The organism is Henriciella mobilis (assembly GCF_003576285.1).
GTDB lineage: Bacteria > Pseudomonadota > Alphaproteobacteria > Caulobacterales > Hyphomonadaceae > Henriciella > Henriciella mobilis.
Window position 1 is genome coordinate 84,228 of record NZ_QWFX01000005.1, and the last position, 21,601, is coordinate 105,828.

General features: G+C 64.3%; 18 protein-coding genes. 12 read left to right on the forward strand and 6 right to left on the reverse strand.

Annotated features, from left to right (window positions below; genetic code table 11):
• Window positions 1-81 precede the first annotated feature (81 nt).
• The 3 genes from D1223_RS00415 to dnaJ all read left to right on the forward strand — a co-directional run bounded on the left by D1223_RS00415 (window position 82) and on the right by dnaJ (window position 7,387).
• On the forward strand, window positions 82-1,542 hold the full coding sequence (locus D1223_RS00415) for an NAD(P)-dependent oxidoreductase (protein ID WP_119374445.1): 1,461 nt from the start codon (window positions 82-84) through the stop codon (window positions 1,540-1,542).
• 56 nt (window positions 1,543-1,598) lie between these two features.
• Window positions 1,599-6,125 carry a glutamate synthase large subunit gene (gene gltB, locus D1223_RS00420; RefSeq protein WP_119374446.1) on the forward strand — a complete coding sequence of 1,509 codons (4,527 nt, stop codon included), beginning with the start codon at window positions 1,599-1,601 and terminating at the stop codon, window positions 6,123-6,125.
• Between the two features lie 95 nt (window positions 6,126-6,220).
• Entirely contained in the window at window positions 6,221-7,387 is a 1,167-nt protein-coding gene (gene dnaJ, locus D1223_RS00425; RefSeq protein WP_119374447.1) for a molecular chaperone DnaJ, read from the forward strand.
• A gap of 3 nt (window positions 7,388-7,390) precedes the next feature.
• Here the strand turns inward: dnaJ and D1223_RS00430 are convergent, their stop codons facing one another.
• Together D1223_RS00430 and D1223_RS00435 are read right to left on the reverse strand one after the other, a co-directional pair.
• Window positions 7,391-7,978, reverse strand: a complete 588-nt coding sequence (locus D1223_RS00430) for a hypothetical protein (RefSeq protein ID WP_119374448.1) — start codon at window positions 7,976-7,978, stop codon at window positions 7,391-7,393.
• A gap of 43 nt (window positions 7,979-8,021) precedes the next feature.
• Window positions 8,022-8,771, reverse strand: coding sequence for an alpha/beta fold hydrolase (locus tag D1223_RS00435; protein ID WP_119374449.1), 750 nt, complete (start codon window positions 8,769-8,771; stop codon window positions 8,022-8,024).
• A gap of 149 nt (window positions 8,772-8,920) precedes the next feature.
• Between D1223_RS00435 and D1223_RS00440 the strand changes: the two genes are divergently transcribed.
• The 3 genes from D1223_RS00440 (at window position 8,921) to infC (ending at window position 11,747) form a co-directional block, all read left to right on the forward strand.
• Entirely contained in the window at window positions 8,921-10,105 is a 1,185-nt protein-coding gene (locus tag D1223_RS00440; protein WP_119374450.1) for a glycosyltransferase family 4 protein, read from the forward strand.
• A 3-nt stretch (window positions 10,106-10,108) separates the two neighbouring features.
• Window positions 10,109-11,143 carry a glycosyltransferase family 9 protein gene (locus D1223_RS00445; RefSeq protein ID WP_119374451.1) on the forward strand — a complete coding sequence of 345 codons (1,035 nt, stop codon included), beginning with the start codon at window positions 10,109-10,111 and terminating at the stop codon, window positions 11,141-11,143.
• Between the two features lie 61 nt (window positions 11,144-11,204).
• Window positions 11,205-11,747, forward strand: a complete 543-nt coding sequence (infC, locus tag D1223_RS00450; protein ID WP_119374452.1) for a translation initiation factor IF-3 — start codon at window positions 11,205-11,207, stop codon at window positions 11,745-11,747.
• Window positions 11,748-11,816: 69 nt separating this feature from the next.
• On the opposite strand, the gene D1223_RS00455 is transcribed toward infC, so the two are convergent.
• Window positions 11,817-12,149: a hypothetical protein gene (locus D1223_RS00455; RefSeq protein ID WP_119374453.1), complete on the reverse strand. Its 333-nt coding sequence runs from the start codon at window positions 12,147-12,149 to the stop codon at window positions 11,817-11,819.
• Between the two features lie 243 nt (window positions 12,150-12,392).
• Here D1223_RS00455 and rpmI point away from each other — a divergent pair, with 243 nt between their 5' ends.
• From rpmI to D1223_RS00485, 6 genes are all read left to right on the forward strand, one after another.
• The gene (gene rpmI / locus D1223_RS00460; RefSeq protein ID WP_119374454.1) at window positions 12,393-12,593 is read left to right on the forward strand and encodes a 50S ribosomal protein L35; all 201 of its coding nucleotides are present in this window, start codon (window positions 12,393-12,395) and stop codon (window positions 12,591-12,593) included.
• 50 nt (window positions 12,594-12,643) lie between these two features.
• Window positions 12,644-13,009 (forward strand): 50S ribosomal protein L20, encoded by a 366-nt coding sequence (gene rplT / locus D1223_RS00465; RefSeq protein ID WP_119374455.1) that lies wholly within the window; start codon window positions 12,644-12,646, stop codon window positions 13,007-13,009.
• 89 nt (window positions 13,010-13,098) lie between these two features.
• Window positions 13,099-14,172 (forward strand): phenylalanine--tRNA ligase subunit alpha, encoded by a 1,074-nt coding sequence (gene pheS, locus D1223_RS00470; RefSeq protein WP_119374456.1) that lies wholly within the window; start codon window positions 13,099-13,101, stop codon window positions 14,170-14,172.
• A gap of 16 nt (window positions 14,173-14,188) precedes the next feature.
• Window positions 14,189-14,809 (forward strand): hypothetical protein, encoded by a 621-nt coding sequence (locus D1223_RS00475; protein WP_119374457.1) that lies wholly within the window; start codon window positions 14,189-14,191, stop codon window positions 14,807-14,809.
• Between the two features lie 3 nt (window positions 14,810-14,812).
• Entirely contained in the window at window positions 14,813-17,209 is a 2,397-nt protein-coding gene (pheT, locus tag D1223_RS00480; RefSeq protein WP_119374458.1) for a phenylalanine--tRNA ligase subunit beta, read from the forward strand.
• A 45-nt stretch (window positions 17,210-17,254) separates the two neighbouring features.
• The gene (locus D1223_RS00485; RefSeq protein ID WP_325051216.1) at window positions 17,255-18,124 is read left to right on the forward strand and encodes an ion transporter; all 870 of its coding nucleotides are present in this window, start codon (window positions 17,255-17,257) and stop codon (window positions 18,122-18,124) included.
• A gap of 119 nt (window positions 18,125-18,243) precedes the next feature.
• Here D1223_RS00485 and D1223_RS00490 read toward each other — a convergent pair whose 3' ends face one another.
• From D1223_RS00490 to ccrA, 3 genes are all read right to left on the reverse strand, one after another.
• Window positions 18,244-19,734 carry a M20 family peptidase gene (locus D1223_RS00490; protein ID WP_233349648.1) on the reverse strand — a complete coding sequence of 497 codons (1,491 nt, stop codon included), beginning with the start codon at window positions 19,732-19,734 and terminating at the stop codon, window positions 18,244-18,246.
• A gap of 94 nt (window positions 19,735-19,828) precedes the next feature.
• Complete coding sequence (locus D1223_RS00495; RefSeq protein WP_119374459.1) at window positions 19,829-20,230, reverse strand: hypothetical protein; 402 nt, start codon at window positions 20,228-20,230, stop codon at window positions 19,829-19,831.
• Between the two features lie 80 nt (window positions 20,231-20,310).
• Window positions 20,311-21,582 (reverse strand): crotonyl-CoA carboxylase/reductase, encoded by a 1,272-nt coding sequence (gene ccrA, locus D1223_RS00500; protein ID WP_119374460.1) that lies wholly within the window; start codon window positions 21,580-21,582, stop codon window positions 20,311-20,313.
• Between the last annotated feature and the right edge of the window lie 19 nt (window positions 21,583-21,601).

Genomic DNA, 21,601 nt, shown 5'->3' on the forward strand with positions numbered 1-21,601 from the left:
ACTTTGGGGTGCAATTTACCTTGCGCTTTCGAGATTTGCGGCTCATAAGGCAAAAAATTTTAAGAGCCGAGGACCGTCCCCATGGCCAGTCGCATGTTGAAATTCACGAGTATCGATCGCGCCATGCCGGAAAAGCGCGATGCGAAGGCGCGCGCGCACGATTTCGAGGAAATCTATGCCGATTACGCCAAAAAAGCGGCTGAAGACCAGGCGGGCCGCTGCTCGCAATGCGGCGTCCCCTTTTGCCAGCAGGGCTGTCCGCTCTCGAACAACATCCCCGACTGGCTGAAGCTTGTCGCCGAAGACCGGATGGAAGAAGCCTACCAGGTCTCGTCGGCGACCAATAACATGCCGGAAATCTGCGGCCGTATCTGTCCGCAGGACCGCCTGTGCGAGGGTATCTGCACGGTCGAGCAGTCCGGCCACGGCACCGTCACCATCGGTGCCATCGAGCGCCACATCACCGACAATGCCTGGGAGCAGGGCTGGGTCACCCCGATCAAGCCGCCGCGCGAGAAAGACCAGTCCGCCGGCATCATCGGCGCGGGTCCGGGCGGCCTCGCCGCGGCCGAACAGCTGCGCCGCAAGGGCTACCAGGTCACCGTCTACGACCGCTACGACCGCGGCGGCGGCCTGCTGATCTATGGCATTCCGGGCTTCAAGCTGGAGAAACATATCGTCGAGCGCCGTATCAAGCGGCTCGAAGACAGCGGCGTGACGTTCAAGTTCAACACCGATATCGGCACGGATGTGACGCTCGCCAAGCTGCGCGACAAGCATGACACGCTGCTGATCGCGACAGGCGTCTACAAGGCGCGCGACCTGATGGTGCCGGGCTCGGGCACAAAGGGCGTCCTGCCGGCGCTCGACTTCCTGACCACGTCGAACCGCCGCGGGCTTGGCGATGCGGTGCCGAGTTTCGATGACGGCACGCACAATGCCGAAGGCAAGCGCGTCGTCGTGATCGGCGGCGGCGACACGGCAATGGACTGTGTCCGCACAGCCGTCCGCCAGGGGGCCAAATCGGTGACCTGCCTCTACCGCCGCGACCGGGCCAACATGCCGGGCTCGCAGCGCGAAGTGGCCAATGCCGAGGAAGAGGGCGTCGTCTTCGAATGGCTGGCCTCCCCGGAAGCCATTCTCGACACCAAGGCCGGCAAGCTGAAAGCGGTTCGCGCCGCCCGCATGCGGCTTGGCCCGCCGGACCCGTCCGGCCGCCAGTCACCCGAGAAAACCGGCGATACGTTCGACATCAAGGCCGACATGGTCATCAAGGCCCTCGGCTTCGATCCGGAAGACCTGCCGGAACTGTTCGGTGAAGCGGCTCTCAAGGTGAACCGCTGGGGCGCGATCCGGGTCGACTTCGCGACGCTCGAAACCAGCCTGCCGAACGTGTTCGCTGCCGGTGACATCGTCCGCGGCGCCTCGCTCGTCGTCTGGGCGATCAAGGATGGCCGCGACGCCGCCGAGCAGATGCACAAGCGCATGCGCGAAATGGCCCGCGACAAGGCACCGGCCCGAGAGCCCGTCGCGGCGGAATAAGCCCGGCCAGCCTGCTGCAGATTATAAAGATAAACATCCCTCAAGGGGGCACATTCATGACCGACACGATCGACAAGTATCTCATCGAGCGCCAGAAGCTGATCGAGGCGCATGCCTATGATCCAGAGCATGAGAAGGATGCCTGCGGCGTCGGTCTCGTCGCCTCGCTTGATGGCAAGCCAAAGCGCGAAATCGTCGAGATGGGCATCAAGGCGCTGAAGAATGTCTGGCACCGCGGCGCAGTCGATGCCGACGGCAAGACAGGTGACGGCGCCGGTATCCGGATCGAGGTCCCGCAGGACTTTTTCCGTGAGCAGGCCCGGCGCACCGGCCACAATCCGACCGAGGATCCGATCTGTGTCGGCCAGATCTTCCTGCCGCGCACCAACCTTGCCGAACAGGAAGCCGCCCGCGCGATTGTCGAGACGGAGATCCTGCACTTCGGCTTCTATATCTATGGCTGGCGCCAGCCCCCGGTCGATATCACCGTGATCGGCCAGAAGGCGGCCGACACGCGGCCCGAGATCGAGCAGGTCATGTTCCGCGACAGCCGGGGCCGCACCCCGGACGAGCTGGAGCGCGCACTCTATCTCTGCCGCCGCCGGATCGAGCGCAAGGCCCGCGAGGCCGGCATTCCGGGTTTCTATATCTGCTCGCTCAGCCACAAGTCGCTGATCTACAAGGGCATGTTCCTCGCCCAGGACATCGACAATTTCTATCTCGACCTGCAGGACGAACGCTTCGTCTCGCCGATCGCGATCTATCACCAGCGCTACTCGACCAACACCTTCCCGCGCTGGGAGCTGGCGCAGCCTTTCCGCATGCTCGCCCATAATGGCGAGATCAACACGCTGCGCGGCAACCTCAACTGGATGAAGAGCCACGAGATCAAGATGGTCTCCGGCGCGTTCGGCGATGATGTGGAAGACGTCAAGCCCGTCGTGCCGAAGGGCCTGTCGGACTCTGGCGCGCTCGATGCCGTCTTCGAAATCCTCTGCAAGGCCGGGCGAACCGCGCCGATGACCAAGGCGCTGCTGATCCCGGAAGCTTGGTCGAAGCGCGCCTCGATCATTCCGGACAATCACGCCGCCCTTTATGCCTACTGCAACTCCGTCATGGAGCCGTGGGACGGTCCGGCGGCCATCTGTGCCTATGATGGACGCTGGGCGATTGCCGGGCTGGACCGCAATGGCCTGCGCCCGCTGCGCTATGCGCTGACGGCCGATGGCATCCTGGCGGTCGGGTCGGAAACCGGCATGTGCCCGCTGACCGGCCATGAAGTCGTCCGCCGCGGCCATGTGCGCGCCGGCGGCATGATCGCGGCCAATCTCGAGGAAGGCCGGTTCTACGAGCACGACCAGATCATCGACGAACTGGCTGGCGAGCACCCGTATGACAAGTGGCTGAAGAATGTGAAGGAGCTGGAAGAGGAAATCATCCAGGGCGAGGAGCCGCGCCTTTACGACAAGGAAGCCCTGATGCGCCGCCAGATGGTGGCGGGCTTCACGCTGGAGACCTCCGAACTCATTCTCGCGCCGATGGCCGAGACGGGCAAGGAAGCGATCGGCTCGATGGGCGATGACAGTCCGGTGGCCGTTCTCTCCAATGAGTGCCGTCCGCTGTCGCACTTTTTCCGCCAGAATTTCAGCCAGGTGACCAACCCGCCGGTCGATCCGCTGCGCGAAGACCGCGTGATGTCGCTGAAGACGCGGTTCAAGAACCTCGGCAATATCCTGACCACGGACGAGACCCAGCAGAACGTCTTCGTGCTGGAAAGCCCCTTCCTGTCGACCGGCATGTACCAGCGCCTGATGGAGACGCTGGGCGAGGGCGTCGAGCATATCGACTGTACCTTCAAGCTGGACGATGTGATGCGCGACGGCCGGGCCCTGAAGGCCGCGCTGGCGCGGATCCAGGCCGAAGCCGAAGAGGCTGTCCGGGCCGGACGGGAACATATCGTCCTCACCGACGAGCACCAGGATCCCGACAATGTCGGCATTCCGATGATCCTCGCGACCGGCGCGGTCCACTCGCACCTGGTCTCGCAGGGCCTTCGAACCTTCTGCTCGCTGACCGTGCGCTCGGCAGAGTGCCTGGACACGCACTATTTCGCTGTCCTCGTCGGCTGCGGCGCGACCTGTGTGAACGCCTATCTCGCGCAGGAAGCCATCGCTGATCGCCATGCGCGCGGCCTGCTCGGTGACGAGCCGCTCAGCCATTATGTCCGCAACTACAAGAAGGCGATCGAGGCGGGCCTGCTGAAGATCATGTCCAAGATGGGCATTTCGGTGATCTCCTCCTATCGCGGCGGCTACAATTTCGAGGCGCTCGGCCTGTCGCGCGCGCTGGTTGCCGACTACTTCCCCGGCATGACCAGCCGTATTTCCGGGATCGGCCTGGCTGGCCTTGAGGACAATGCGGTGGAGCGCCACGAGACGGCGTTCGACGAGGATGTCATCTCGCTGCCGGTTGGCGGGTTCTACCGCCTGCGCGCCTCCGGCGAGCCGCATGCGCTGGACGGCAATTTGATCCACATGCTGCAGGCTGCCTGCGACCGGGGCGAGTATACGCTGTATGAGAAATACGTCGCTGCGCTGAGCGGCCGTGACCCGATCCAGCTGCGCGACCTGATCGACTTCAAGACCGACCAGCAGACCTCGATCCCGCTGGAACAGGTCCAGTCGGTCAACGAGATTCGCAAGCGGTTCGTGACGCCCGGCATGTCGCTCGGCGCACTCAGCCCGGAAGCCCACGGCACGCTGAATGTCGCGATGAACCGGATCGGCGCGAAGTCGGTTTCTGGTGAAGGCGGCGAAATCCGCGAGCGCTACCGCCCGCTGCCGAATGGCGACAACATGAATTCGGCCGTCAAGCAGGTCGCCTCGGGCCGCTTCGGCGTGACGGCGGAATACCTCAATGAGTGCCGCGAGGTGGAGATCAAGATCGCGCAGGGCGCCAAGCCCGGCGAGGGCGGCCAGCTGCCCGGCTTCAAGGTGACCGAGCTGATCGCCAAGAACCGGCATGCGACGCCGGGCGTGACGCTCATCTCGCCGCCGCCGCACCACGATATCTATTCCATCGAGGACCTGGCGCAGCTGATCTACGACCTGAAGCAGATCAACCCGGACTGCCGGGTCTGCGTGAAGCTCGTCGCCCAGTCCGGTGTCGGCACGGTGGCCGCCGGTGTGGCCAAGGCCAAGGCGGATGTGATCCTGATCGCCGGCGGTGTCGGCGGCACGGGTGCCAGCCCGCAGACCTCGATCAAGTATGCCGGCCTGCCATGGGAGATGGGCCTTGCCGAAGCGCACCAGGTCCTGTCGCTGAACAATCTTCGCGACAAGGTCACCCTGCGGACCGATGGCGGGCTGCGGACGGGCCGCGACATCGTCATCGCTGCGATGCTCGGTGCCGAGGAGTATGGCATTGGCACGGCCTCGCTCGTCGCGATGGGCTGCATCATGGTGCGCCAGTGCCATTCGAACACCTGCCCGGTCGGCGTCTGCGTGCAGGACGAAGCGCTCCGCAAGAAGTTCACTGGCACGCCGGAAAAGGTCGTCAACCTGATGTCCTTCCTGGCCGAAGACGTCCGGCGTATCCTGGCCAGCCTTGGCCTGACCTCGCTCGACGAAGCCATCGGCCGCACCGACCTCCTGAGCCAGGTCAGCCGCGGTGCCTCGCACCTCGACGACCTCGACCTCAATCCGCTTCTGGTGAAAGTCGAGACGACCAAGCCGGTCGTCTACCGCCCGAGCCACCGCACAGAAGTGTGGGATACGCTCGATGCGCAGATCCTGCGCGACGGCGAGCCCTTCTTCACGCGGGGCGAGAAGATGCAGCTGGAATACGATGTCCAGAACGTCCAGCGCTCCATCGGCGCACGGTCCAGCTCGGCCATTGTGCGCAAGTTCGGTGAGAAGGCCCTGCCGGAAGGCCGCCTGCGTGTGCGCCTGACGGGCAGCGCGGGCCAGTCGCTCGGGGCGTTCTCGGTCCAGGGGCTGCTGCTGGATGTCTATGGCGATGCCAATGACTATGTCGGCAAGGGCCTCTCAGGCGCGACGATCCAGCTGCGCCCGGGCCGGCGCTCCCAGCTTGAGGCGTCGGAGAACACGATCATCGGCAATACCTGCCTTTATGGCGCGACCTCTGGCCGGCTTTATGCGGCCGGGCAGGCGGGCGTGCGCTTCGCTGTGCGCAATTCGGGCGCCGAAGCGGTGGTCGAGGGCTGCGGCGCGAATGGCTGCGAATACATGACGGGCGGCCGCGTTGCGATCATCGGTCCTGTCGGCGACAATTTCGGGGCCGGCATGACCGGCGGCATCGCCTGGGTCTGGGATCCGGGCAAGAAATTCGAGCGCGTTGCCAACCCCGACTCCATCGACTGGTACCCGCTGAGCGACATGCCGGAAGAGCATGTCGGACGCTTCCGCCTGATGCTGGAAATGCACGAAGAACGCACCGGCTCGAAGCGGGCCGCCAAACTGCTGGAGAACTGGGAGCAGACCCTGTCCGACACCTGGCTGATCGTGCCCAAGGAAGTGGCCAGCATGATCCTCGGCGAGGCACCCGCTGCAAAAGCGAGCTAGCTGACTGACTTGCCTGTAGCGCCGCCCTTGCAACCGGGGGCGGCGCTACCCAACTTTCCCCCTAACTGCCAAACAGCGGAAACCAAACCACTGCCATGAGCAAACGGGACTACTATGAGATTCTGGGCGTCGCGAAGGATGTCGACGCGAAAGCCCTGAAGAGCGCTTACCGCAAACTTGCCCTCAAATACCATCCGGACCAGAACCCTGGCGATGAAGAGGCCGAGGCGATGTTCAAGGAGGTCGGCGAGGCTTACGCCATCCTGTCCGACCCTGAGAAGAAAGCAGCCTATGACCGTTTCGGCCATGCGGCTTTCGAGAATGGCGGTGGCGGCCCTGGTGGCAACCCGTTCGGCAACATGGATCCGGGCGATATTTTCGAGAACATTTTCAGCCAGGTCTTCGGCGGTGCAGGCGGTTTTGCCGGCGGACGCCGCAGGGGCGGCCCGGCGCGCGGCAACGATCTGCGCTATGACCTCGAGATCAGCCTGGAAGAAGCCTTCACCGGCAAGGATACAGAAATTTCGCTGCCGTCAGCGGTAAATTGCGGCACTTGCGACGGCTCTGGCGCAGAACCCGGCACCAGCCCGGAAACCTGCCCGACCTGTTCCGGCTCCGGCCGCGTGAGGGCCACACAGGGCTTCTTCACGATGGAGCGCACCTGCGCGCGCTGTTCCGGGCGCGGCAAGGTCATCACCAATCCGTGCAAGACCTGCCATGGTGCAGGACAGGTGCGCGAGGACCGCACGCTGCAGGTGAAGATTCCGGCTGGCGTCGAAAGCGGCATGCGCATCCGCCTGTCCGGCGAAGGCGAACCGGGCCAGCGCGGCGGGCCGAAGGGCGACCTCTACATTTTCGTCGACGTCGCCGAGCATGACATTTTCGAGCGTGACGGGCCGAACCTCTACTGCCCGGCGCCGGTCCCTATGGTGACCGCTGCCCTTGGCGGCGAGATCGAAATCCCGACCATTGATGGCGGACGCGCCCGCGTCACCGTGCCCGAAGGTGCCCAGACCGGGCGCAAGCTGCGCTTGCGCGGCAAGGGCATGCCGAGCCTTCGCGGGTCGGGACATGCCGGGGATCTCTATGTCGAGATGATCGTCGAGACGCCGCGCAACCTTTCCTCGCGCCAGAAAGAGCTTCTGCGCGAATTCTGCGAATGCTCCGGCGCCGACTGCAACCCGGAAAGCGAGGGCTTCCTCGGCCGGGTCAGGAAGTTTTGGGACGGCATGACCGGCGAAGACCAGCAGCGCCCGAACTGAGCCTCAGAAAACCTTGACGTGCCGGGCGTCGAACAGCCCGGACGACCAGATCAGCCAGCGCGCACCGATATGCCCGGCGATCAGGTGGATGCCGGCGAACGCGCCGCCGACGCCGATGGCGAGCGGGAGGTTGCCGGCCAGCGGCAGCAGGCGCTCGGGCTCGGACATGCCGGCATAGATCGCAAACACGCCGAGGCCCGCCAGCGCGCCGAGGACGCTGAGATAGATCCGCCAGAAGACCGGGCGCGAGATGACACTGTTGCCGTCCGCCAGCCTGATCGGAAACAGGAAGACCAGGCAGCCCATGAAGACTGGCATCGCCATGAACAGGGCATGCAGCAGGAAGCCGACCGGCATATGCAACACATCTGCGAGGATGAGCGGGCGCTCGGGACCGATCGGCAGGTAAATCTGCACCGCGCCGGAGCGGACCGCGCTCACTGTGCCGGAGGCGACAATCCATGACACCCACGCCGCCATGGTCATCAGCAGCGTGAAAATGACGGGCGCCTTCCAGAAGGCATGCATCCGCCGCCGATTGCTTTCCAGGAAGCTGGTCGCGTCGGTGGAGTAGGCACGCCGATGCCGCATGCACCGACTATGCGATGCTGCAGGCGTGATTGCAATTGGCGCGTCAGACGGCGGTTGCGATCTCCGCGCAGGTCGCCTTCAGCCGATCGATGTCCTGCGGGCGCGACAGGCGGTGGTCGCCATCCTTGACCAGCTGGAAGACGAGATCCTTGCTCGCCATGGTTTCGACCAGGCGGAAGGCGTGCGACCAGGGCACATCCGGATCCTCACGGCCCTGCAGGATGCGCACCGGCCCGTGAAACTGGATGGTCCGGTCGAGGATGCTCCATTGCTGGCCGTCCTCGATCAGGTTTCGCGTGATGGGGTAAGGATCGCCATAGTCTGACGGGCGCATATGGACGCCATTGTTCATGATCTCCGCGCGCGCTTCGTCGGAGAATTCCGGCCACATCAGCTTTTCGGTAAAGTCCGGCGCGGGGGCGATCAGGACAAGGCCTTTCACGCGGTCCTTGAGGGCGAGTGCGGCGAGCAGCGCCATCCACCCGCCCATGCTGGAGCCGACAAGCACCAGCGGGCCGTCCGTGCAGCCCTGGATGACGTTCAGGCTGTCTTCCAGCCACGCGCTGATCGTGCCGTCCTCGAACGCGCCATCCGATTCGCCATGCCCGGAGTAATCGAAGGCGAGGAAGCCATGGTCTTCGGCCTCAGCCCAGCCTTCCAGCTCGGTGACCTTGGTGCCGGACATGTCGGACATGAAACCGGACAGCCATACGAAGGTCAGGCCAGAAGCCCCGTCACGCTTACGATAGGCAAGCCGCCTGCCATTTTCGCAGTTCAGGTGAAGTGTTGTCATGATACCATGCCCTCCAACGGCTTGCAGATTTAGTCAAGCAAGCGGGTTTGCTTGGGGCGCGGATAACTGTACTGCCTGTTCAGCGGCGGGGGCCGTCCAAGCTGGAGTGACCAGTGGCTGTAGCGTTGAAATATCTTGAGAAAGCGCGGATGAGTGCGATCGAGCTACCCCGGCTGCAAGGAAAGACGATCCTTCAGGTGATCCCGGAACTGTCTGCCGGCGGTGCCGAGCGGACGACAATTGAAGTCGCCGAGGCGGTTGTCGAGGCAGGCGGCTGGCCCATCGTGGTCAGCGAAGGCGGCCGGCTCGTGAAGGAGCTGGAACGCGTTGGCGGGCTGCATGTCTCGCTGCCGGTGCGGGCCAAGAACCCGATCACGGTGCGCAACAATGCCGGCAAGCTCGCCCGCCTGATCAGGGCCAAATCCGTCGACCTGATCCATGCCCGCTCGCGCGCGCCTGCCTGGAGCGCTTACTGGGCTGCCCAGCGCACCGGCATCCCCTTCGTGACCACCTATCACGGCGCCTATTCCGGCATGTCGGGCCTCAAGCGGAAATACAATTCCATCATGGCGCGCGGCGATCTCGTCATCGCCAATTCCGAGTGGACGGCCGCGCATGTCCTCAGCGTCCACGGCATCCAGCGCGACCGGCTGGTGACGATCCATCGCGGGGTCGACTTCGATGTTTTCGATCCGGACCTTGTCAGCCGTGAGCGGGTCGATGCCATCCGCCGCGCCTGGGAGATCGGGCCGGACGAGAAGCGCCTGGTGCTGCTGCTGCCGGGCCGGCTGACCGAGTGGAAGGGCCAGAAGGTCGCGATCGATGCGCTGGCCGGCCTCTCGGGCGCCGAGCGCGCGCGTCTGCTGCTCATCCTGGCAGGCGATGCGCAGGGCCGCACCGCCTATGTCGCCGAACTGGAAGACCGGATCGTCGAGGCTGGGCTTGGCGGCAGTGTGCGCATTGTCGGCCATTGCGAGGACATGGCGGCCGCCTATGCCGCGGCCGATATCGTGCTCGCCCCGTCAACGCGGCCGGAAGCCTTCGGGCGCGTGGCGGCCGAGGCATCGGCGATGGGCAAGCCGGTCATCGTGGCCGACCATGGCGGGCAGAAGGAGATCGTCGTCGAGGGGACGACCGGCTCACGGGCCGAACCCGGTAACGCGGCAGATCTTGCCGCCTCGATCCGGGCGCTGATGCAGATCGGTCCGGATGGCCGCGCAGGCATGGGGGAAGCAGGTCGCCAGCACGTCGAGGAACGCTTTTCGAAGCGGGGGCTTCAAGCCGCCACACTCGGGGTCTATAAGCGCCTGTTGGAGACGCACGAGGAAGTTTAAGGTTTGGGCCTTGCAAAGAACCCCGGCGAGAGCGCGAAACGCGTCCTCGTCATAAAACTGAGTGCGCTGGGCGACTTCGTCCTGGCGCTCGGGGCCATGCGCGCTATCCGCGAAAATCACCCGAAGGCGGTGATGACGCTGCTGACGACGCCGCCCTATGAGGGCCTGGCCAAGGCAACCGGCTTTTTCCAGCACATCGAGACCGATGGCCGCCCGAAGGGCGTGAAGGCGACGCGCGAGCTGCTGAAGCGCATGAAGGCGGCACGCTACGACATCATCTACGACCTGCAGACCTCGGGCCGCACGGCGAACTATTTCAAGGCGCTGAACCTGCCTTTCTCCACCCCGCCGCTCTGGTCGGGCCATGCGGAAGGCTCGGCTTTCTTCCACGACAATCCGCAGCGCGGGAACATGCATTCGATCGACCGGCTGGCCGACCAGCTGAAAACCGCCGGGATCGGGCCGGACAAGGTGAAGGGTGGCTGGCCGCCCATGCCTGACATGTCCTTCGTGCGCCGCTCGCAGGGCGACAAGCCCTCGCTGACGCCGGCTTTTTTCTCGGTGAAGGAGCCGTTTGCGCTGTTCATACCGGGGGCTTCGGCCCATCGCAGCGCGAAACGCTGGCCGGCGGAACGGTTCGGCGGGCTTGCCAAACATGTCGCCGATGCCGGCATCACGCCGGTCATTATCGGCGGCAAGGCAGAGTCCGAGATCGCCGTCGAAATCAACCGGATCGAGCCGCGGGCGCGCAACATCGTGACCCGCACGGACCTCTTCCAGATCGTGGCGCTTGCAGAAAAAGCACTTTTTGCTGTTGGCAACGACACCGGACCCATGCATATGGCGGCACTTTCCGGGTGTCCGGGCGTTGCCTTGTTTGCGACAAGCGAAAGCGATCCGGAGAAGGCGTGCCCGCGCGGTTCGAACATCATTGTCGCCAAGGCCGATACGCTGGATGAGCTCAGTGTCCGCGATGTCTGGCAGGCGGTTTTGATGCTCAGCGTCATCCCGGAGGCTGCCGCCGGCGGCCAATCTTGAAAATTACGCCGGAAATCGGCATATTCGAGCAGTTTTTGACTGGCTATAAAGGAGAAGAGCCATAGCACGTAGACCTCATGCGGCCCCGCCGTCCAAACGCGACAGTGGACCGCGCACAAACAGGGATATCCGGGCAGAGAAAGTTCTGCTCATCGACGAACATGGTGAAAAACAGGGCGTGATGCCTCTCATGGCGGCCCTTGATGCTGCCGCGGAGGCCGGACTGGATCTGGTCGAAGTGTCACCAAACCAGGAAGTCCCGGTCTGCAAGATCATCGACTATGGCAAGCTCCGCTACGAAGAGCAGAAGAAGAAGGCCGCTGCCAAGAAGAAGCAGAAATCGGCCGAGCTCAAAGAGATCAAGATGCGGCCGAACATCGACACCCATGACTATGAGGTGAAGACCCGGTCGATGACGCGCTTCTTCGAGGAAGGCGACAAGGTGAAGGTCACCCTGCGCTTCCGTGGCCGTGAGATGGCGCACCAGCATCTCGGCATGGAGCTGCTCCAGAAGGTCAAGGAAGAGTTCGCCGAAGTCGCCAAGGTCGAGCTCGAACCGAAACTCGAAGGCCGGCAGATGACGATGGTGATGGCGCCGCGCTAGAGCACGTTCGGAGCAATCGGACCCGATTGCGAACGGAGACTTGCCTGCGGCCTGGACCTCAGACGCAGCTCACATTCTCAGCCCGCACAGTTCCACAGCGGCGGTCATGAAGGCCTGCATCTGCGCTTGTTGGGCGGGTGTCATATTGGCCGCCGTTTCCCGGGCCCTGCGCGTGTCTTCGGTGTCGTCGCCGGGCGCCGCGGTGCCCATGGTAACGAACATGTCGAACACGTCCGGGTCGAGGCGTTCGCTCGCGGCGCTGGCCATGCAGCTGCACATCTGCCGGGTGCCCATCTGGTCCATGAAGCAGGCTTCGGCCAGCTGTTCGGTCTTCGTCAGCGGCTTGCTGCAGGCGGTTGCAGCTAGGCCGGCGAGCAGGATGAGGCGCCAATCAGCAGCCATGGTGAGACCTCCCGGATATCGACGCGGATTAGACCAGCATTCGCGGGCGTGTTGAAGAGGCATCCGGCGGGGCAGCAACGCCGGGCAGATTCAGGGCGTCCGGACTCACTTCCCGGTCTTGATTCCACTGCGCCTTTCCGTCATAAGCGCGATCTTTCGAGCATTGCGGGCCGAAAACGGCATGCCTGCAGGCTCATGAACGACTAGACAGCGGGTCCTCCGAGGCCCCGACAGGAGATCGAAATGCCGAAGATGAAGACCAAGAAGGCCGCTGCGAAGCGGTTCAAGTTCACGGCTACAGGCAAGCTCAAGCACGGCGTTGCCGGCAAGCGCCACCGCCTGATCAGCCACAATGCGAAGTACATCCGCCAGAACCGCGGCACCAAGCCGGTGGCCAAGGCCGATGAAGCCCGCGTCAAGAAGTACCTGCCCTACGGCCTCTAGGGCCGGGCCAGACCAGAACTCGAACCGAACAGATTTAGCAGGAGGCCCAGATGCCCCGTTCACGTAATAAAGTGCCGGCCCACGCCCGCCACAAGAAGATCATCAAGGCTGCGAAGGGCTATTATGGCCGCCGCAAGAACACCTTCCGCACGGCCAATGCCGCTGTCTGGAAGGCTGGCACCAACGCCTATATCGGCCGCAAGCAGAAGAAGCGGACCTTCCGCTCGCTCTGGATCCAGCGCATCAATGCCGCTGTCCGCGTCCATGACGACCAGCTCACCTATTCGCGCTTCATCGACGGCCTCAACAAGGCCGGCATCGAAGTCGACCGCAAGGTGATGGCCGACCTCGCCGTGCGCGAGCCGGAAGCTTTTGGCGCCCTGGTGGAGAAGGCCAAGGGCGCGCTCGCAGCTTAAGCGTTTCGCTTTTCGTCTTTCTCCGCTATTCCGACCGCCAAGGCGGGGCGGAAGAGCCCCGTTTGGCCTGACCTTACGGGGCTTTTTACATGTCTGAGATCGAACAACTAAGACACCAGCTTCTCGCCGAAGTTCAGAATTCCGATGACATCAGGACTCTGGAACAGCTCCGCATTGCCGAGCTGGGCAAAAAAGGGCGCATATCGGCCATGATGAGAACTCTGGGCCAAATGGCACCTGAAGAACGTGGAATTCAGGGGCCGTTACTCAACGCCCTTAAGCAGCAAGTTGCGGCCGCGATTATGGACCGCAAGGCCGAGCTTGAAGAAGCCGAGCTGGAAAAGCGCCTGCAGACCGAGCGCATCGACATGACGCTGCCGCCGCGCGCCATTCCCGAAGGCCGCCTGCATCCGGTCATGCAGGTCTTCGAGGAAGTCGCCGCGATCTTTGGCGATATGGGCTTCACCGTCGCTGAAGGCCCCGACATCGAGGATGACTGGCACAATTTCACCGCGCTGAACTTCCCCGAAGGCCATCCGGCGCGCGAGACGCACGACACCTTCTTCTTCCATCCGCAACAGGGCGCGGCGCCGAAAGTGCTGCGCACGCATACCAGCCCCGTACAGGTGCGCGTGATGGAAGCCCAGAAGCCGCCGATCCGCATCCTCGTGCCGGGGCGTGTCTACCGCAATGACTGGGACGCGACCCACACGCCGATGTTCCACCAGGTCGAAGGCCTCGTCATCGACAAGGCGATCCATATGGGTCACCTCAAGGGTTGCCTGATCGACTTCGTGAAGGAGTTCTTCGAGGTCGCCAATGTCGAGGCGCGCTTCCGCCCGCACTTCTTCCCCTTCACCGAGCCAAGCGCCGAGATGGATGTGAAGTACCGCAAGGTCGGCGAGTCGATCGAGATCGGCGAAGGCGACAGCTGGATGGAAATCCTCGGCTCCGGCATGGTGCATCCGAACGTGCTCAGCAATTGCGGGATCGACCCGGACGAGTATCAGGGCTTCGCCTTCGGCATGGGCATCGACCGGCTTGCCATGCTGAAATACGGCATGCCGGACCTGCGCCCATATTTCGAGGCCGATGCCGGCTGGACGCGCCATTACGGTTTCCGGCCCTGGCTGTCGCCAAGCGTCGCTGGCGGCCTGAGCTAAGGGGCGCGTCACGGTCATGGGAAACGGCAACAAGGTCGAGATGCTGCTTGCGATCTGCGCGGTGATTACCAGCGCGGTTGCGGTTTTCATTGCCTGGGACCAGGGCCGGGTGATGCGTGCCCAGCAGCACGGCGCGGTCTTTCCGGTCGTCCAGATCGAAGGCTTCGTGTCGTCGACGGCCGAAACGGCATCCATGGGCCTGCGTCTCTCCAATAGCGGTGTCGGTCCGGCGCTGATCGAGCGGGTCGAGATGCTCAAGGATGGCGAGCCGGTTGATGATCTCGCGCCCTATGCGGCTGTGTTTCCGCCCGGCTACCAGCAATCCTGGTCAAGTCTGATCGGTCGGGCCGTTGCGCCCGGCGATACCATCATCCCGCTGCGCGTCGACTGGCCTCTAGGGGACGTGACCCTGGACCAGCGCAATGCGGCCGCAGCGGCATGGAGCGAGCTTGATGTGGAGATCTGCTACTGCTCGGTCTTCGATCGCTGCTGGACGGCCCGCGGCATTGGTATGGGCGTCAGCATGAGTCGCGCTGAACCGGTCAAACGCTGCGAACGCAGTGAAAGAGATATTTTCGAGGACCTCGCGGACGATGTGCGCGCGCCTCAAACCGAACCGACCCCGGAAGTGGAATAGACGATGAAATTCACCCTTTCATGGCTGCAGGACTATCTGGCGACCAAGGCGTCGCTGGACGACATTCTGGCGACGATGGTCAAGGCCGGCCTCGAGGTTGAAGAGGTCGAGGATCCGGGCGCGAAGCTTGCCGAATTCACCGTCGCCAAGGTGAAGTCCGCCGAGCCGCATCCCGATGCCGACCGGCTGCGCATCTGCACGGTCGATACCAAGGATGGCGAGAAGCAGATCGTCTGCGGCGCCCCGAATGCGCGTGCGGGCATGACGGCGATCTATGCCCCGCTCGGGACCTGGATTCCCGGCCTCGACTTCGCGCTCGACAAGAAGCCGCGCAAGATTCGCGGGATCGAGAGCCATGGCATGCTCTGCTCGACCAAGGAGATCGAGGCGGGCGAGGATCATGACGGTATTGCCGATCTGGAAGGCGACTGGGCGGTTGGCACGCCGGCGGCCGAAGCGCTGGGCCTGACCGATCCTGTCATCGACTTCGAAGTCACCCCCAACCGGCCGGACTGGCTCGGCGTCTACGGTATCGCGCGCGACCTCGCCGCTGCCGGGGCCGGGCGTTTCCTGGAAACCCCGATCCGCAAGGCTGAAGGCTCGGCGCCATGCCCGATCGATATCCGCCTCGAAGCCCCTGAGGCCTGCCCTGTCTTTGCTGGCGCGCTGGTGCGCGGGGTCAAGAACGGTCCGTCTCCGGAATGGCTGCAGCTGCGCCTGAAGGCCATCGGCATCACGCCGAAGAATTTGCTGGTGGACCTCACCAACTACATCTCGCACGACCGTGCGCGCCCGCTGCACGCCTATGACGCCGCCAAGCTGAAAGGCGCGGTTGTCGCCCGGCTTGGCCGCAAGGGCGAGACGCTCGAGGCGCTCGACGGCAAGACCTATGACATCAGCGAGGACATGTGCGTCATCGCCGACGATAGCGGCGTGATCGGTCTTGGCGGCGTCATGGGCGGCCAGGCGACGGCCGTCTCCGAAGAGACGACCGACGTCTTCATCGAGAGCGCCTGGTTCGAGCCGCTGCGCACCGCCCGCACAGGCCGCGCGACCGGCATCATCTCCGATGCGCGCTACCGCTTCGAGCGGGGTGTCGACCCGGCAAGCTGCCTGGAAGGGCTGAACTTCGCGCTCGCCATCATCCGCGAATATGGCGGCGGCGACGTGTCGCTGGCCAAGGTTGCCGGCGCGCCGCCCGAGCGGGACGTGAAGGTTTCCTTCGACCGCAGGGACATCGGCCGCCTGACCGGCCTTGAGGTGAAACCGGCCGACCTCAAGAAGATGCTCAAGGATCTCGGCTTCGGTATCGAGGATGCCGGCGAGGCCTGGTATCTGAGCGTGCCGAGCTGGCGGTTCGATATCGAGCAGTCGGCCGACATCGTCGAGGAAGTTGCCCGCCTTGTCGGCTATGACAGGCTGCCGACGACGTCGCTGCCGCTGCCGCCGGAAGGGCGCAAGGTTGTCGTGACCCCGGCGCAGGCGCGCCTGCGGACCGCGCGCCGTGTGATGGCCTCGCGCGGCTTCCTCGAGGCGGTGACCTGGTCCTTCATGCCGAAAGCCCATGCCGAGCTGTTTGGCGGGGGCAGCGATGCGCTGACCATTTCCAACCCGGTCGCCAGCGAGCTTAACCAGATGCGCCCGAGCGTGCTGCCGAACCTCGCTGTCGCGGCGCAGAAAGGCTTCGACCGCGGCGAGCGCGAGATGCGCCTCTTCGAGGCCGGGCCGGTCTATATCGGCGACGGCCCGAAGGACCAGCGCAACGTCGTTGCCGCCCTCGTGCGCCCGGTCGCCGAGCGTCACTGGAGCGGGCCTGTGCCGGCCTATGATGCGATCGCGGCCAAGGCGGACCTCTTCGCCCTGCTGCAGGAGCTGGATCAGCCGCCGGAGCGGTTCCAGGTCGAAGCCCCGCGCCAGCCGCACTGGCACCCGGGACAGGCGGCCTGCCTGAAACTCGGCCCGAAAGTCACGATCGCCCATTTCGGCGCGCTGCACCCGCGTGTCCTGAAGGCGCTGGATGTCGATGGCCCGGTCTACGGTTTCGAGCTGAACCTCAACGCCCTGCCGATGATGAAGGCACGGGCGACCAAGACCAGGCCCGTGCTGCAGCGCTCGGACCTCACGCCGATCCGGCGCGACTTCGCCTTCGTCGTCGATGAGGGCGTGCCGGCTGCCGACATCGTGCGTCATGCAACGTCTGCCGACAAGAAGCTGATCAGCAATGTCCTCGTCTTCGACGTCTACCAGGGCACGGGCATCGAGCCGGGCAAGAAGTCGGTTGCGATCGAGGTCACCATCCAGCCCGAGGGCGAGACGCTCAAGGACAAGGATATCGAGGCCATCGGCGAGAAGATTGTCGAGTCCGTTGCCAAGGGCACGGGCGGCGTGTTGCGGGGCTGACGAACAGCGGATAAGCCTTGAGACGAGTTCTCGGGGAGACGCTCCATGTCCATTCAGCACGTGATGACGCAGATGGGATTGCGCCACCGGCTCTATCGCCAGATGGAGCCGAATGCGCGCGACAAGACCGGCCTGTCGCCGTTCAACCTGTTCATCGTCATCCTTGTCCTGCTGAGCTTCCTGGCGCTGGCACTGGAGACCGAGCCGACGATGAGCGACGACTGGATGCTGGCCATCCAGTGGTTCAACATCGCCATCATCGCGATCTTCGCCGTGGAATACCTGCTGCGCCTCTGGGTTGCCGGCGAGGATCCCCGCTATCGCGGCCTCAAGGGCCGGCTGCGATACATCTTCAGCGGCTATGCCATGGCCGACCTCGTGGCTTTCCTGCCGGAACTGTTGTGGATCCTGTTTGCGCCGGAGGATTCCAGCCAGCAGGTCGTGATGGTGTTGCGGGTCCTGCGCCTGGCGCGCCTTGCGAAAATCTCGCGCTTCATTCCGGCGTTCGACGTGCTCGGCGCGACGCTTAACCGGGCCGGCCAGCAGCTTTTCACCACGCTCGCCATGGCCATGGCGCTGGTCTACGTCTCGGCGGTGATCCTGTATTTCGTCGAGGGTGTCGGCGGCCTCCAGCAGGAGAGCTTCGCCTCCATCCCGCGCGCCATCTGGTGGGCCATCGCGACGCTGACCACGGTCGGCTATGGCGATGTGTATCCCGTGACGCCGCTCGGGCGGTTCTTCGCATCGGTGATCGCGATTGCCGGTATCGGCATGGTGGCGCTGCCGGCCGGCGTCTTCGCCAGTGCGTTTTCAGACGAGTTGCGCGAGCGCGAGAATGCCAAGCTGAAAGCGCGCAATGAAGCGCTGGAGGAAGAGATCGAGACGGGCGAGGTCGCACCCAAGGGCGACGCCTGAAGCCCCACCCCGACCCTCCCCGGAGGGGAGGGGGCGCTCACCATGCGGGCTACGCGACGTTTCACCAAAATGCGACACAACCCCCTCCCCTCTGGGGAGGGTCGGGGTGGGGCGAGCGGCTAGTCGCCTTCATCCATGGCCAGCACGATCTGGCCGTAGCCGCGCGCCAGCCGGCCCATATTCTCGACGCTGAGCCGTTCATTCGTGCCGTGGAAGCCGCGCGAATCCTCAAGGCTCATGATCGAGGGCATGAAGCGATAGACGTCCTGGGTAATGGCCGAGGCATAGCGCGCATCGGTCGCGCCGAGCACCAGGGCAGGGGTCACGGCCGCGCCGCCGGAGACATCCTTGGCCACGGCGTTCAGCACACCATAGGCGCGGTTGTCGATGGCGCTGACCGGTGAGGCTTCGCTGCCGATCCCGTCTTCCAGCAAGCCGACCTCGATGCCTTCGATATCGCTGGTCACGTCCCGCACATGCTGGATCACGTCCTCGGGCGTATTGTTCGGATGGATGCGGAAATTGACGATCGCCGTGGCGCGCTGGGCAAGGACATTCTCCTTTGCCGAGCCGGCCAGCATGGTTGGCGCGGTCGTCGTGCGGATCATGGCATTGCCCGCCGGAGTGGCCGCGAACTGGCTTTCCAGCACCCCGCCCAGCAGCCACTGATTGGCCATGGCAAGGCGCGCGGTAAAGCCCATTTCCAGCGACACGATCTGCATCATGTCGGAGATAGGCGGCGTGCTGAGATTGGCCTCCATCTGGTGTTCGTCAAGCGCGATCAGGGCCCGCGACAGGCGCACGGTGGCGCTGTCCCGCGGTGGCATGGAGGAGTGTCCGCCTTCGCCTTTCGCGGTCACACGCAGGGTGAGGTAGCCCTTCTCGGCAATGCCGATAAAGCCGAGCGTGCCGCCCGTCAGTGGATTGTCCTCAAGCACCATGAAGCCCTCGTCGAGCGCCATGACAGGCTCGACACCGCGCGATTTGAGCAGGGCGATCCCCGCTTCGGCGCCGGAGCCGGACACTTCCTCATCATGGCCGAGCTGGACGAGAATGGTCCGCTTTGGCTGGAAGCCATCGCGCGCCAGCGCGTCGAGCGCCTCCATGATGCCGACCAGCGAGCCCTTGTCGTCAATCGCGCCGCGGCCATAGACGTAGCCGTCCTGGATTGCGCCGGAGAAGGGCGGGGCATCCCAGTCGCCTTCGGTGCCGATATTCACCGGCACGACGTCCTGGTGCGCCATCAGCAGGATCGGCTTCAGGGAGGGGTCAGAGCCTTCCCAGGTGTAGAGCAGGGTCAGTCCGCCGGGAACGATTTCCTTGCCGGCAGCCGCATGGAAGGCCGGATAGGTCGTCTCCAGCCAGTCATGCAGCTCCAGCCACGGACCTTCCTGGCCGGGGCGCGGATCGCCGGGCGCGACCGTGATGGTGCGCATCTGGATGGCTTCGGACAGGTGCTGGGCGGCGGTCTCGGCAGACACGGCGGGCGGATCTGGCAGCTCAATCTGCTGGATCGAGTCCGGCTGGCCGCCATACATGAACGTCCGACTCAGCAGGATGACCAGCAATATGGCCAGCAGGCCCCCAATTCCCAGCAGGATCTGTTTCAAACCGGCCCTCCCTCATGCGGCTCTCATTTGCGCGCACTTTGCGGCGGCAGAACGCTAAGGGCAAGAGGGTGACGCAAGCGTCAGCTTTGACGGCTCAGTTGGCCTGGCAGAGATACTGTGTCGGGCCGGGGCCGAAGGGGTTGGCAATCAGCGTCAGCTGGTTGCCTTCAGCGATCATCTGGACGCGGAACTGGGCATAGCTCGCCATGTCCGTGAAATCGGCAAACTGGTTTTCCCCGGTGAAGGTATAGCTCGCCATGGGGGACGTCAGCTGGCCCTGATAATAGATGGTGGAGTCGCCGGTGCCGATGACGCCGGTGATATCGCCGGTCGGGCCCTGCGTGATGCCGCTCCCGCCGACCACTTCATACTGCGCGACGAGCTGCCCGGCGACGCCGTCGAGATTGCAGGTATAGGATAGGGTGCCCTGCGATTGCGCGGTGGCAGGCAGGCCGGCCAAGCACGTGGCAGCGAGCGCCAGAGTCAGGTGTTTCATGAGCACGTCTCCCCGCCGGCCCAGCGCCGGCAGGAAGAGAGTGTACCAGATTCGTGACCGGAAGGTGACCGGCCCCGCAACTAGGCCTGGCCGGAGACGGCAAGGACATCCTCGACCGTGCGAAGGCCCGGCTTCGGCGACGTGACGAGCACGGCCATGTTGCCGGGCAGGTGCTTGTTGTCGAGCATCTTCTCGTGCGCCGCCGGGATGTCCGCCCAGGGGAAGACTTCCGACATGCACGGGTCGATCCGCCGGTCGATGACCAGCTGGTTCGCCGCCGAGGCCTGCATGAGGTTGGCAAAGTGCGAGCCCTGCACGCGTTTCTGGCGCATCCAGAGGAAGCGGGCATCCATCGTCAGGTTGAAGCCTGTCGTGCCCGCGCAGATGACGACCATGCCGCCGCGCTTCACCACGAAGACGGAGACCGGGAAGGTGCTCTCGCCGGGGTGCTCGAAGACGATATCGACGTCTTTCTTGCCGGTGATGTCCCAGATGGCTTTGCCGAACTTGCGGGATTCGCGCATGTATTCGCCGAATTCCGGGCCGTTGACCTTGGGCAGCTGGCCCCAGCAATCGAAGTCCTTGCGGTTGATCACGCCCTTGGCGCCCATCGAGTAGACGAAATCGAACTTGTCATTGTCCGAAACGACGCCGATGGCGTGGGCGCCGGTGACCGCGCAGAGCTGCACGCCGAAGCTGCCGAGACCGCCGGACGCGCCCCAGACGAGCACGTTGTTGCCCGGCTTCACAATGTGCGGGCGGTGGCCGAACAGCATGCGGTAGGCGGTGGCGAGCGTCAGCGTGTAGCAGGCGCTCTCTTCCCAGGTGAGGTGTTTCGGACGCGGCATGCACTGGCGCGCCTGCACGCGGCAGAACTGCGCGAAGCTGCCATCCGGTGTCTCATAGCCCCAGATGCGCTGCGACGGGGAGAACATCGGGTCGCCGCCATTGCACTCCTCATCGTCGCCATCGTCCTGGTTACAGTGGATGACGACCTCGTCGCCGGGCTTCACGCGGGTGACCTTGCGGCCCACGGCCCAGACGATGCCAGACGCGTCGGACCCGGCGATGTGATACTCGGCCTTGTGGACGTCGAAGGGCGAAATCGGCTCGCCGAGGCCAGCCCAGATGCCGTTGTAATTGACGCCGGCGGCCATGACGAGGACCAGCACTTCGTCGGAATCGATCTCCGGGACCGGCACCTGCTCGATCTGCATGGCGGTCGACGGACGGCCATGGCGCTCGCGCCGGATCGCCCAGGCATGCATCAGTTTTGGAACATGGAACTCGGGCGGAATCTCGCCCAGTTCGTAAATATCTTTCTTCTCACGAGCGATTGTCGCGGTATTCATTCTCTCGGGCCTCCGATTT